Consider the following 12,493-nt stretch of genomic DNA (forward strand, 5'->3'; position numbering starts at 1 on the left):
GCACAGCTTCTACCGGGCGCGCCTGACCCGCGCTTACCTGGCCGTGGGCAATCCCCGGCGGGGGCTGGATGGGGGGGCGCCTGGCCGGGCCGACGTCACGGCGGTGGAAGAGGGCGACGACATGGGCTTGCGCCACTACCAACCCGAGCTGCGCGGTGGTCCCATCCACCTGGTCAACACCTGCCTGAACCAGACGCGTGATGACCTGAGCGGGCTGTACAACGCCGATCGCAAAGGCGCGGCGGTCACGGCCACCTGGCGCGGCCTGGAGGTGGGCCCCTCGCGCTTCATCCCGATGCAGGCAGACCACGACGCTGGCACGCTGGGGCGGTGGGTGGCGGTGTCGGGCGCAGCGGCCTCGCCAGGCGCGGGGGCCTACACCACACGGGGCCTGGCCCTGTTGTTGTACTTCCTGGGCGTGCGCCTGGGCCACTGGATTCGATCGCCAGGTGCCTTGGTGCCCTTGCGCTGGTTGAGCGATTTGTCGTGGCGCTTTCTGCCCAAGCCATTGATGCTGGCCAGTGAAGCCTCGGCGGTTTTCTTTGGTGGTGAGCGGCCCTGGTGGTACCTGTCCGATGGCGGTCACTTCGAGAACACCGGCGTTTATGCGCTGGTCAAACGCGAGCTGGATTTCATCATCCTGTCCGATGCCAGTTGCGATCCACGCTACGAGTTTGGCGACATCGAGAACCTGGTGCGCAAGGCCCGCATCGACTTTGGAGCGGAGATCGATTTTTACTCGCGGGAAGAGGCCCGCCGCTTGTTCGCCTCGGATTGCGAAGGTGGCCTGACGGTGTTGTCGCCTGAAGACGTGGCGAACAGCCATTCCTGCCGAGGCGTGCTGCTGGCCCGAATCCGCTACCGCGAGCGCCCGGTCAGGCGCGATGATGGCCAGACGGTGTTGACGCGCCCCGAGGGCACGCTGCTGATCGTCAAACCCAACCTGCACAACGCGCTGGACGTGGATGTGCTGGCCTACGCGCAAAAGCACGAAGACTTCCCGCACGAGTCCACTGGCGACCAGTCATTTGACGAAGCCCAATGGGAGAGTTACCACCGCCTGGGCGAGGACTTCGGCCTGGCCATGCGCGAGACCTGGCTGGCGCAGCTGCCCGGCTGGCGCAGCCCGGCCCACCACGGCATCCGGGTGGCCGCGCGTCTGAACGATGCCAAGGACTCGTCCGACAAGGCCCCGGCCGCACCGTGGTGGCGTCGCACGGCCCGCGCCACCGCCATCGGCACGACCTTGGGGCTGGGCGCTTCGGGCACCTTGATCCTGTCGGCCTGGCAAACGATCGAGCAGGTGCAGCGCAAGGAGACCGAGTCGCGCACCGAAGCCAGCAAGTTGTTCGCCGAGGTGTCCAAGGGCTTGCAAAGCGTGGATGCCAGTTGCCCCAAGATGCCGGAGTTCCTGTATGTGCAGACGAAGACGCTGCTGCAGGTCATGCGGGGCAGCCCTTTGCTGAGTTTGCTGGAGCGCGAAGGCGTGGACCTGGTGGCCGCCCGCATTGCCACGGACTTTGCCAAACCATTGGCCCCCGAGGCTGAATGCTCGGCCACCGCCTTGCGCATGCGCAGCGAGCTGCAACTGGTGTCGTCGTTCCAGCCAGCCAGTTCGGCCTTGAGCTATTGGGATTCGGGCAACTCGCCGTTGGGGCAGGCCTTGGCGGCCGAGGCCGTGTGGCGTCAGCTGAAGAACTGGAGCGCCAAGGGGCCGTTGACCACGATCGCGAAAGCGCCCGCTGAACCTGTGCCAGCGGTGCCACCGAAAGAGGTGCCAGCGGTGGCGGCCAAAACGCCCGCCACCGTGTCGCTGGAGGCCTGCCGTCGGCCCCAGGGCAACACGATCTTGTACGTGCAGGTGTATGACGAATTTTCTCGCGTGCCCGCCACGGCTTTGCGTCAGACGCTGCAGGCCCAGGCGGGTGAGCTGGTCCAGGTGGCGCCTATCGAGAACGTGACGCTGAGTGCTCAGGTGCGCCAGCAACGTCGGCCTGCGCCATGGCCTCAGCCCACCTTTGTGCTGCACGACCCTGACAGCCGGGCCTGTGCCAAAGCCATGGCGGGCTTGCTGGGCCTGCCTTGGGTGGGGCCGGGTGAATCGGCGGACAAGGTGTGGGTGCGCGATCTGCCCAAGTCACTCAACCGGCGTCCCGGGGTGATCGAGTTGTGGTTGCCGCCCAGCTTGCAGCAAACCTCGGCCAACAAGCAGGTCGCAATACCCGCGTGAGGAGGCGGCCCGCTGTCCACGTGCCTCACGCGCTTCAGGCTTTCAGAGCAGCCGCGTGGTGGGCGATGTGGTCGCGCATGAAGGTGCTGATGAAGTAATAGCCGTGGTCGTAGCCCTCATGCCGACGCACCGTGAGGGGCTGGCCATGTTGCTGGCACGCGGCTTCCAGCAGGTGGGGGTGCAGCTGGTCGGGTAAAAATTTGTCGGCCAGACCCTGGTCGACCAGGATGGGCGGGCATGTGGCGCCACCTTTGACCAGTTCGGTGGCGTCGTGCCGGGCCCAGTCTGAAGACTCATCGCCCAGATAGCCTTGCAGCGCCTTGCGGCCCCAGGGGCATTGCGTGGGCGCGGCAATCGGCGCCAAGGCCGACACACTCTTGAACAGCGCGGGGTGCTTCAAAGCCAGCGTCAAAGCGCCATGGCCACCCATCGAGTGGCCGAAGATGCCGGTGCGCGCCGCATCGCCCTTGAAGTGCTGCATCACCAGGGGCAGCAACTCTGTCGTCAGGTAGCTTTCCATGCGCCAGTGCGGGGCCCAGGGCTCGGCGGTGGCATCCAGGTAGAAGCCTGCCGCGGTGCCGAAATCCCAGCTGGTGTCTGCGCCTTCCACGCCCGTGTTGCGCGGGCTGGTGTCGGGGCTGACCAGGATCAGGCCGTGCTCGGCCGCGTATTGCTGCGCACCGGCCTTGATGGCGAAGGTCTCTTCGGTGCAGGTCAGGCCTGCCAGGTAGATCAGCACGGGTGTGCTGGCTGAATGCAGCGCCTGCGGTGGCCGGTACACGCCAAAGCGCATCGGCAGGCCGATGGTGCCGGAGGCGTGCTGGTAGAAGCCTTGCACGCCGCCAAAGCAGGCGTGTTCGCTGAGCGTTTCGATGGTCGTTGTCATGGCCAGCCAATGATCAGTACATCACCACCGAACGGATCGACTCGCCGCTTTTCATCAAATCAAAGCCTTCGTTGATCTGGTCCAGCGACAGCTTGTGCGTGATCAGGTCGTCGATGTTGATCTTGCCATCCATGTACCAGTCGACGATCTTGGGCACGTCGGTGCGGCCGCGCGCGCCGCCAAAAGCCGAGCCTTCCCACTTGCGGCCGGTCACCAGCTGGAAGGGGCGGGTGCTGATCTCGGCACCGGCCTCGGCCACGCCGATGATGATGCTGCGGCCCCAGCCCTTGTGCGTGCATTCCAGCGCCTGGCGCATGGTGGTGGTGTTGCCGATGCACTCGAAGCTGTAGTCGGCGCCGCCATCGGTCAGTTGCACGATGGCATCGACCACATTGGGCACCTCTTTCGGGTTGATGAAGTGCGTCATGCCGAACTGGCGGGCCATGGCCTCGCGCTTGGGGTTCAGGTCCACGCCGATGATCTTGTCGGCGCCCACCATCTTGGCCGCCTGGATCACGTTCAGGCCAATGCCGCCCAGGCCGAACACGACCACGTTGGCGCCCGCTTCGACCTGTGCGCTGAACAGCACCGCGCCCACGCCCGTGGTCACGCCGCAGCCGATGTAGCAGACCTTGTCGAATGGCGCGTCAGGCCGGATCTTGGCCAGCGCGATCTCGGGCACCACGATGAAGTTGCTGAAGGTGGACGTGCCCATGTAGTGCAGCAGCGGATCACCATTGAGCGAGAAGCGCGAGCTGCCATCGGGCATCAGGCCCTTGCCTTGTGTGGCGCGGATCTTCTGGCACAGATTGGTCTTGCGCGACAGGCAGAACTTGCACTGGCGGCATTCGGGCGTGTAGAGCGGGATGACGTGGTCGTCCTTGCGCAGCGAGCTGACGCCGGGGCCCACATCGACCACGATGCCCGCGCCTTCGTGGCCCAGGATGGCGGGGAACAGCCCTTCCGGGTCGGCGCCCGACAGCGTGTAGTAATCGGTGTGGCAGATGCCCGTGGCCTTGACCTCCACCAGCACCTCGCCCTCGCGCGGGCCTTCCAGGTCAACGGTTTCGATGGTCAGGGGTTGTCCGGCTTTCCAGGCGACGGCGGCGCGTGTCTTCATGGGCGTTCTTTCAAGGCATTCGGTGAGGTGGGGACATGATAAGTGCGGCATGATGCCGCCATGAAAAATCCCCCCAGCCAGGACCCGTTGCACGGGCTGACGCTCGAAGCGATCCTCAACGAACTGGTGGCCGGTTATGGCTGGCCGGAGTTGGGCCGGCTCATCAACATCCGTTGCTTCCAGTCCGATCCCAGCATCTCGTCCAGCCTGCGTTTTCTGCGCAAGACGCCCTGGGCGCGCGAGAAAGTCGAAGGCCTGTATTTGTTCATGCTGCGGGAGCGGCGCCGGTCGGGGCAAAGCTGATCCATGTCCCTGTCCGCGCTCGTCACCAAGTTCATCTTTCGCCACTGGCGCGCTTACGGCCCCTCGGCCGTGATGCTGGTCGCCATCGCCTTGCTCACCGTGTGGCTGCCACGTCAGGTGGGGCACCTGGTCGATGGCCTGGTGGCACGTCGGCTCGACACCGATGGGCTGATCCGCGAGGTGGGCCTGATGGTGCTGGCGGGCCTGGCCATCTACTTCATGCGCGTGACCTGGCGGCAGTTGCTGTACGCCGCGGCGTACCGGCTGGGTGTGGATCTGCGCATCCGCCTGTATGAACGCCTCAGCCTGCAAGGACCGCGCTTTTACCAGGATCGCCGCACGGGCGACCTCATGGCCCTGGCCACCAACGACATCGACGCGGTCGAGCAAGCCGCTGGCGAGGCCGTGCTGGCGGGCTTTGACGGCACCATGACCTTGCTCCTGGTGATCGGCGTGATGGCGCTGGGCGTGGACTGGCGCCTGACCCTGGTGGCCTTGCTGCCGTTCCCCATCATGGGCTGGGCCTTCTGGTGGATTTCCAACCGCGTGCACACGGCCTCGCGCCAATCGCTGGACAACTTCGGCCACCTCAACGATCAGGTGCACGAGAGCCTGTCCGGCGTGCGCACCGTGCGGGCACTGGGGCTTGAAGCGCGCAGCATCGCCGACTTCACGGCCCTGGCCGACAAAGCCGCGCAATCCAGCCTGAAGGCTCAGCGCTGGGAAGCCGCTTACGAGCCGGCGGTGAGCCTCACGCTGGGCGCCGCCACCATGCTCAGCCTGGGCATGGGTGGCTACCTGGTCTGGCACAGCGAATTGACCATCGGCCAGTTGACCAGCTTCAGCCTCTACCTGGGGCAGATGATCTGGCCGATGTTCGCGGCCGGTTGGGTGCTGTCCTTGATCGAACGTGGCCGCGCCGCGTGGGATCGCCTGCGGCCGGTGCTGGAAGCGCCCCTCACGGTGCAGGACCACGGCCCGGTGCTGACGATCCAGCCTGGCGCGTTGCAAGCCCATGACGTGGTCTTCTCTTACCCCGGACATCCCACGAAAGCCTTGTCGGGCGTGTCGCTGTCGGTCCAGCCCGGCCAGACCCTGGGCCTGGTCGGCCCAACCGGCTCGGGCAAATCCACGGTGGTGCGCTTGCTGCTGCGCCAGTTCGCACCTGATGCTGGCAACCTGCAATGGGGCGGCGTGACCCTGGCCGACTACAAGCTGGACACCTTGCGCCGAGCCGTCAGTTGGGTGCCGCAAGAACCCTTTTTATTCTCTGCCTCGGTGGCCGAGAACATCGCGCTGGCCAAGCCCCAGGCCACGCGCGCCGAGGTGGAACACGTGGCCCGCATGGCCGCCGTGCACGATGATATTCAGCGCCTGCCCCAAGGCTATGACACGCCGGTGGGCGAGCGCGGCGTGACCTTGTCGGGCGGCCAACGCCAGCGCGTGGCCATTGCCCGCGCGCTGCTGGCCGATGCGCCCTTGCTCTTGCTGGACGATGCCTTGTCCGCCGTGGACACCGACACCGAGGCCAGCATCTTGCGGCACCTGCGCGAACTGAAGGTGCAGCGCCCTGAGCGCATCGTGATCGTGGTCAGCCACCGCCTCAGTTCCGTGGCCGACGCCGACCACATCCAGGTCTTGAAGGAAGGCGTGGTGGCCGAGCAGGGCAGCCACGCGCAACTGTTGGACCAGGCGGGCTGGTACGCCCGCCAATGGCGCTACCAGCAACTGGAGCAACAACTGGAGGCCGACGATGCAGCCGCTTGACCGGGGCCAGGCCCTCGCCCTGCTGCGCCGCGCAGCCCAACCCGAGTTGCACCACCTGCGGCGCGGCCTGCTGTGGCTGATGCTGGCCGCCGGCCTCGAAGCGCTGGGCCCCATCCTGGGCAAGGCCTTCATCGACCGGCACCTGATGCCCCACCAGGGCACCTGGCTCGAGATGGCCAGCCTGCTGGTCGGCGCCCTGTTCGCCACCTGGGTGGCCAGCTGGATCCGCTACGGCCAGTTGATCCGCCTGGCCGGCCTGGCCATGCGCTCGGTGCTGCGCCTGCGCGAAGAGGTCTATGGCCACGTGTTGCGACTGCCCATGGCTTATTTTGATCGCGCCATCACGGGGCAACTGGTCAGCCGCGTCACCAACGACACCGAGGCGGTCAAGGCGCTGTATGTGCAAGTGCTGTTCGTGATGCTCGACAGCGTGGTGGCCCTGGTCGCGGCCTTGTTCGCGATGGCTTACCTGGATTGGCAACTGATGTTGGTGGTGGCCCTGCTGGTGCCCGCCGTGACCGCCATCGTCTGGCTCTACCAGCGCCTGAGCGCCCCGGCCGTGACGCGATCGCGCCAGTTGCGCAGCGATTTGAACGCGCAGATGGGCGAGTCCATCGCGGGCATGGCGGTCTTGCAGGCCAGCCATGCCACGCCCCGTTTTGCCGAACGCTTTGCGCAGACCGCGCACGCGCAGTTGCAAGCCCGCCGTGATGAGCTGCGCGCCAACGCGTGGCTGTTGCGTCCCGCGCTTGATTTGCTCAACATCTCGCTATTGGCACTGGTGATGATGGTGTTTGGCCTGCGCAGCCAGGGCGGTACTTTGAGCACGGTCGAGATCGGCGTGCTTTATGCCTTCATCAGCACCATGGCCCGCGTGGTCGAGCCCCTCATCCAGATCACCACGCAGTTTTCGCAGTTGCAGCAATCCATGGTGGCCGCCGCGCGCGTCAACACGCTGCTGCAAGAAGCCGAGTCCCTGCGCACCAGCGGGCAAGGCCGCGTCACGCAAGGCGCGATCGACATCCGGCACCTGACCTTTGCCTACGCCGCCAACCCGCCCGTGCTGCACGACGTGAACCTGAGTATCGCGCCCGGCCAGTTCATCGGCATCGTGGGCCACACGGGCAGTGGCAAGTCCACGCTGCTGTCCCTCATGCTGCGCTTCTACCAGGCACCGGCGGGCACCGTCACCATCGATGGCCAGCCGGTCGATGACATCGACGACGAGGCCTTTCGCCATGCCGTGGGCCTGGTGCCGCAAGAGCCCTTCCTGCTGGCCGCCAGCGCGCGCGAGAACATCGACATGGGCAGAGGCTTGAGCCTGGCGCAGATCGAGACCGCCGCGCGAGCCGCCCAGGTGCACGACTTCATCCTGGCGCTGGAAAAGGGCTACGACACGCCATTGGGCGAGGGCGGCGCGCGCCTGTCCGTGGGCCAGAAGCAATTGCTGGCCATGGCACGGGCCCTGGCCGGGCAGCCGCGCATCCTTTTCCTGGACGAGGCCACCTCGCACATCGACAGCGACACCGAGCGCCTGGTGCAAAAAGCCCTGGACGCCTTGCACGGCCAGGTGACCGTGGTGGCCATCGCGCACCGACTGTCCACCATCCGCGACGCTGATGCCATCGTGGTGCTCCACCATGGCCGCATCGCCGAACAAGGATCTCACGAAGCCTTGATGGCCTTGCCCGAGGGGCGCTACCAGCGTCTGTACCTCCTGCAGCAGTGGCAGGCGCAGGAAGCCGCTTGACGAATGCCCCGGCTGCTTGGCAGGCGCCATAATTGCGGCCTGTCGTCATCCAGGGCGCGGGCAACCGTTTCGCGTTCAATCAAACATGTTCCAAAGACTTGTGTACCTCGTCAAGGCCACGCTGGCCAGTGTGGCGCTGGCCGTGAACACCCTGGTCGGATTCAGCGCGATGATCCCGTTCGCATTGCTCAAGCTGGTGTTGCCGTTCCGTGCGGTGCGCCAGGTGACCGACTACGCCCTGAACAAGATCGCCGATCTCTGGGTGGCCAACAATGGCCTGTGGATCGCTGCCGTGGGGCACACACGCTGGCAAATCACCGGGGTTGAAAACTTCAAGCGCTCGGGCTGGTACCTGGTCAGCAGCAACCACCAAAGCTGGGTGGACATCCTGGTGCTGCAGAAGGTGTTCGGCGGCCGCATCCCGCTGTTGAAATTTTTCATCAAGAAAGAACTGATCTACGTGCCCGTCATCGGCCTGGCCTGGTGGGCGCTGGACTTTCCCTTCATGGCGCGCAAGGGCGGCAAGGCCAGCGCGGCCAAGGACCTGGAGGCGGCGCGCAAGGCCTGCGAGAAATTCCGCATCGTGCCCACCTCGGTGATCAGCTTTCTGGAAGGCACCCGCTTCACCCCCAGCAAGCACGACGCGCAGCAATCCCCGTATCAGCACCTGCTCAAGCCCAAGACCGGCGGCATTGGCATGGCGTTGTCGGTGATGGGCGAGCAGTTCGATGCCATGCTGGACGTGACCATCGTCTACCCCATGGGCGTGCCCACGTTCACCGATCTGATCTGTGGCCGCTTGAGCGATGTGATCGTCGATGTGCGCCAGATCCCCATCCCGCAGGGTTTGAAAACCGACACCGGCAAGGACCCCGCTTACCGCGCAAGCCTGCAAAACTGGATCAGCGGGCTGTGGGCCGAGAAGGACCGCCGCATCGATGAGCTGGCCGCAGGCTTCAAGCCTCGCTGATCACTGAGCTTGGGCGGGCTGCCTCAAGGGTTCGCGCAGCCGCGCGAACTGGGCGGGGGCCACGTATTGCAGCAACTCCTTGCCCTCGCTGTCCAGCGTGATGCCCAGGCCTTTGTCCGGGTAAAGCCAGTGTTCTGCGTGTGCATTGCTGCGCACGCGTTCGGCAGGCTTTCCAAAGCGCGCCTTCACGATGGCGTCGTCCAGGTTGGCCTGCGGGATGAAGGCCAAGGCCAGGATGGGTGAACGCAAGGCCAGGGCTTGGTCATCCGCGTTCAAGCTGTACTTGCGCGTGTTGCTGTTCATGTAGCCAACCTTGGCGGCGCGTTCGCGAAAGCCCTGGATCACCTGCGGACTGACCTGGGCGGTCACCACCAGTTTGCCAATGATGAAGCCCATGGTGGCGCTCTCCACATAGGCTTCCAGCGTGCCGTTCTCACCGGGGGCGGCCACCACGGCCATCTGAAAGTCCGAGGCCCAGCGGCGTTGCACATCGCCCAGCGTGCTGGCGGCTTCGGGCTGTTCCGCCAACCTCAGGCCAAAGACCTGCGTGCCGCCCGATGACAGTGGCGTGATGTGCCAAGGCAAATCGTGCATGGGCACCTGGTTTGGCTTGACCCCCTTCGGGTCACCGTGGTCCAGCGCGATGAAGGTGGCCGCCGCCAAAGACGCCACCAGCAAACCTGCGATCAAGCCCCATTTGTTCATGCCATGCACTGCTTCAGGTTTTGTAGCCGGGATCCAGGCGCTCCAGCTTGCGGATCAAGGCTGGCCACACAAAAGCCCCGCCCAAGCTGCCAGTCTGCACCTTCATGGCGTGCGCCACGCCATCAACGATCTGCGGATTGACCTGCGTCAAGGCCGCGCCGCCTGATTGCGCCGCGATCTGGATCTGGCAAGTGCTCTCGAAGATGTACATGGACAGGAAGGCATCGGCGATGGTGGGGCCCACCGTCAGCAGGCCATGGTTGCGCAGCATGAGGAAGTTCTTGTGCCCCAAGTCGGCTTGCAGGCGGGGCTTCTCTTCATCGCGGAAGGCCACGCCTTCGTAGTCATGGTACGCCAGCGAGGCCAGCACGAAGGTGCTTTGCTGAGAGATGGGCAACACGCCCCCCGATTGCGCCGACACGGCCACGCCCGAGCGCGTGTGGGTGTGCAGTACACAGCCGGCGTCCTCGCGCGCGGCATGCACCGCGCTGTGGATGGTGAAGCCAGCGGGGTTGACCGGGAAGGGCGAGTCACTGAGTTTTTGGCAGTCCTGGTCGACCTTGACCAGGCTGGACGCGGTGATCTCGTCGAACATCAGGCCGTAGGGGTTGATCAGGAAATGGTGCTCGGGCCCGGGGATGCGCGCTGACACGTGCGTGAAGACGAGGTCGCTCCAGCCATAGGCTGCGACCAGGCGGTAACAGGCGGCCAGGTCCACGCGCAGTTGCCATTCTTCGGGGCTGACGTGCTCTTTCAGGGAGGGGATGTTCAGGCTCATGTGAAGGTGTCCTCGTGTTGTTGGCGCAGCAGGTTCTTCTGCACCTTGCCCATGGCGTTGCGGGGCAGGTCGGTGGCAAAGAACACGCGCTTGGGCACTTTGAAGCCGGCGATGGTGTCCTTCATGGTCTGGATCAGGTTTTGCTCGTTCACGGGTTGTCCCGCTTGAGGCACGACGATGGCGATCACGCCTTCGCCAAAGTCGGGGTGCGGCACGCCCACCACGGCCGATTCGACCACGCCGTGCAGTTTGTCCAGGTGGCTTTCGACCTCGGCCGGGTAGACGTTGAAGCCGCCGGTGATGATCAGGTCCTTGGCGCGGCCGCTCAGGTGCACATAGCCTTGCGCATCAATGAGGCCGACATCGCCAGTCCTGAACCAGCCATCGGGCGTGAAGGCCTCGCGCGTTTTCTCAGGCATGCCCAGGTAGCCCTTGAAGACGTTGGGGCCACGCACCTGCACATGGCCCACGGTGCCCACCGCGCAGGCTTGATCGTGGTCGTCGGTGATGCGCAAATCCACGCCGGGCAAGGGCCGCCCCACGCTGCCTGGCAATCGTGGGCCTTCACGGGGGCGGCAGGGGTTGGAGCACAGCATGCCGGTCTCGCTCATGCCGTAACGCTCCAGAATCTGTTGGCCACTGCGCTGCGCGAAGGCTTCGGCCGTGGCCGTCAGCAAGGGCGCCGATCCGCTGACGAACAGGCGCATGTTCGCGCAGGCATCAGCTTGCAGGTAGGCAGTGTCCAGCAAGCGCCCATACATGGTCGGCACGCCCATGAAGACCGTGGCGCGGGGCTCGGTGGTGTCTTGAACCTGCTGCATCACGCCGGTCGCGTCGAACTTGTTCAGCCAGCGCATGGCCGTGCCCGACAGCAGCGCGCAGTGGCTGGCCACGAACAGGCCGTGGATGTGGAAGATGGGCAAGGCGTGCACCAGCACATCATCGCTGCGCCAGTCCCAGTGGCGCAACAAGGTGCGGGCATTGCTGAGCAGGTTGCCGTGGCTCAGCAGGGCGCCTTTGCTGCGCCCGGTGGTGCCCGAGGTGTAGAGGATGGCGGCCAGGTCATCCGCCTGTGCGGCGGCGATGGCCTGCTGGTCGGATTGCGCTGCCGCATGTGTCAGCAAGCTACCGGTGCGGTCATCGTTCAGGGTGAACAGGTGGGCGACCCGGCCCTGTGCGGCCAGCGGCACGATCCAGTCCTGGTCCGGCGAGCGGCAGATCAGCACCGACGGCCGCGCATCGTTCACAAAGTAATCCAGCTCGGCTTGGCGGTAGGCGGGGTTCAAGGGCAGGAAGACGCAACCAGCCCGCAAGGTGGCCAGGTACAGCATCAGCGCCTCGACCGACTTGTCCACGTGCGCGGCCACCACGGGTGGCCGCCCGGCGTGGCCTTTCAGACGCAGACCGGTCAGCAGGTTGGCGATCATGGCGGTGGCTCGGTCCAGGTCGCGCCAGGTGTAGGCAAGTCCCGTGTCCGTCAGGATCGCGGGCTCGTCCAGGGTGGCCGGCCAGGCGGCGGTGAGGGCGGTGAACAGGTTCATGGGTTGCCATCATGCGGCATTTGGCGGGCTGTTGGCTTTACGAACTGAAACCTCTCAGGGCTTGAACTTCTCAGGGGCCGCCCCCATCCTACGTGGACTGCTTTGGAGGTGACCAACATGCGCTTGAAACGATACTGGATGACCGGCTGCATGGCCCTGGTGCTGATGGCTGCAGGACGTTTGCCGGAGCTTCGCGACAGCGAGGATGTGCCTGACTCCAAAATGGGCTGGGTAACGCTGACCAGCAAGCACAACCTGGACGACACGGTGACCAAGCTGATGCAGGCGGCGCGCTCGCGCGGGATGTCAGTGCTGGCCAAGGTGTCGCCGCAGCGGTCTGGTGGGCAGGACATGAGCAAGGCGCCGGCGTTGGTGCTGGTGTTGGGTGACACGGATGGCCACACGCCAGTGGTTCAGGACACCTCGAACGCCAACCCGCATTT

At 65.3% G+C, this 12,493-nt stretch carries 10 protein-coding genes and 1 pseudogene; 6 read left to right on the top strand and 5 right to left on the bottom strand.

From position 1 onward, the window contains the following. Positions 1–2,230 (top strand): annotated as a pseudogene (locus tag Q7V20_RS19575) (hypothetical protein); the annotation flags it as partial. A 34-nt stretch (positions 2,231–2,264) separates the two neighbouring features. Here Q7V20_RS19575 and fghA read toward each other — a convergent pair. Beyond that, a complete protein-coding gene (gene fghA, locus Q7V20_RS19580; RefSeq protein ID WP_304795111.1) occupies positions 2,265–3,116 on the bottom strand; it encodes an S-formylglutathione hydrolase in 852 nt (283 codons plus the stop codon). Positions 3,117–3,129: 13 nt separating this feature from the next. Further along, on the bottom strand, positions 3,130–4,236 hold the full coding sequence (locus Q7V20_RS19585) for an S-(hydroxymethyl)glutathione dehydrogenase/class III alcohol dehydrogenase (protein ID WP_304795113.1): 1,107 nt from the start codon (positions 4,234–4,236) through the stop codon (positions 3,130–3,132). A 60-nt stretch (positions 4,237–4,296) separates the two neighbouring features. On the opposite strand from Q7V20_RS19585, the gene Q7V20_RS19590 reads away from it, so the two are divergent. From Q7V20_RS19590 to Q7V20_RS19605, 4 genes are all read left to right on the top strand, one after another. After that, complete coding sequence (locus tag Q7V20_RS19590) at positions 4,297–4,539, top strand: VF530 family protein (protein ID WP_304795115.1); 243 nt, start codon at positions 4,297–4,299, stop codon at positions 4,537–4,539. 3 nt (positions 4,540–4,542) lie between these two features. Next, entirely contained in the window at positions 4,543–6,306 is a 1,764-nt protein-coding gene (locus Q7V20_RS19595) for an ABC transporter ATP-binding protein (RefSeq protein ID WP_304795117.1), read from the top strand. Next, positions 6,293–8,056 carry an ABC transporter ATP-binding protein gene (locus tag Q7V20_RS19600; RefSeq protein ID WP_304795119.1) on the top strand — a complete coding sequence of 588 codons (1,764 nt, stop codon included), beginning with the start codon at positions 6,293–6,295 and terminating at the stop codon, positions 8,054–8,056. Before Q7V20_RS19595 ends, Q7V20_RS19600 begins: the two co-directional genes overlap by 14 nt. A gap of 85 nt (positions 8,057–8,141) precedes the next feature. Then, on the top strand, positions 8,142–9,026 hold the full coding sequence (locus Q7V20_RS19605; RefSeq protein ID WP_304795121.1) for an acyltransferase: 885 nt from the start codon (positions 8,142–8,144) through the stop codon (positions 9,024–9,026). Here Q7V20_RS19605 and Q7V20_RS19610 read toward each other — a convergent pair whose 3' ends face one another. Genes Q7V20_RS19610 through Q7V20_RS19620 form a run of 3 tightly spaced genes read right to left on the bottom strand, consistent with a single transcriptional unit; the run spans position 9,027 to position 12,050 of the window. Further along, positions 9,027–9,731 carry a hypothetical protein gene (locus Q7V20_RS19610; protein WP_304795123.1) on the bottom strand — a complete coding sequence of 235 codons (705 nt, stop codon included), beginning with the start codon at positions 9,729–9,731 and terminating at the stop codon, positions 9,027–9,029. 13 nt (positions 9,732–9,744) lie between these two features. Continuing rightward, complete coding sequence (locus Q7V20_RS19615; protein WP_304795125.1) at positions 9,745–10,509, bottom strand: class II aldolase/adducin family protein; 765 nt, start codon at positions 10,507–10,509, stop codon at positions 9,745–9,747. Further along, entirely contained in the window at positions 10,506–12,050 is a 1,545-nt protein-coding gene (locus Q7V20_RS19620; RefSeq protein ID WP_304795127.1) for an AMP-binding protein, read from the bottom strand. The genes Q7V20_RS19615 and Q7V20_RS19620 overlap by 4 nt, the downstream gene beginning before the upstream one ends. 117 nt (positions 12,051–12,167) lie before the next feature. On the opposite strand from Q7V20_RS19620, the gene Q7V20_RS19625 reads away from it, so the two are divergent. Next, the coding region (locus Q7V20_RS19625) for a hypothetical protein (protein WP_304795129.1) at positions 12,168–12,493 on the top strand (326 nt) is incomplete at its 3' end.

Source organism: Aquabacterium sp., from assembly GCF_030652515.1.
In the GTDB taxonomy this organism is placed as follows: Bacteria; Pseudomonadota; Gammaproteobacteria; order Burkholderiales; family Burkholderiaceae_C; genus Aquabacterium.

Excerpts from the sequence above, each read along its gene's own strand:
- Q7V20_RS19610 (WP_304795123.1), bottom strand. The coding sequence starts at position 9,731 with ATGAACAAATGGGGCTTGATCGCAGGTTTGCTGGTGGCGTCTTTGGCG.
- Q7V20_RS19615 (WP_304795125.1), bottom strand. The coding sequence starts at position 10,509 with ATGAGCCTGAACATCCCCTCCCTGAAAGAGCACGTCAGCCCCGAAGAA.
- Q7V20_RS19595 (WP_304795117.1), top strand. The coding sequence starts at position 4,543 with ATGTCCCTGTCCGCGCTCGTCACCAAGTTCATCTTTCGCCACTGGCGC.
- Q7V20_RS19590 (WP_304795115.1), top strand. The coding sequence starts at position 4,297 with ATGAAAAATCCCCCCAGCCAGGACCCGTTGCACGGGCTGACGCTCGAA.
- Q7V20_RS19585 (WP_304795113.1), bottom strand. The coding sequence starts at position 4,236 with ATGAAGACACGCGCCGCCGTCGCCTGGAAAGCCGGACAACCCCTGACC.
- Q7V20_RS19600 (WP_304795119.1), top strand. The coding sequence starts at position 6,293 with ATGCAGCCGCTTGACCGGGGCCAGGCCCTCGCCCTGCTGCGCCGCGCA.
- Q7V20_RS19605 (WP_304795121.1), top strand. The coding sequence starts at position 8,142 with ATGTTCCAAAGACTTGTGTACCTCGTCAAGGCCACGCTGGCCAGTGTG.
- fghA (WP_304795111.1), bottom strand. The coding sequence starts at position 3,116 with ATGACAACGACCATCGAAACGCTCAGCGAACACGCCTGCTTTGGCGGC.
- Q7V20_RS19620 (WP_304795127.1), bottom strand. The coding sequence starts at position 12,050 with ATGAACCTGTTCACCGCCCTCACCGCCGCCTGGCCGGCCACCCTGGAC.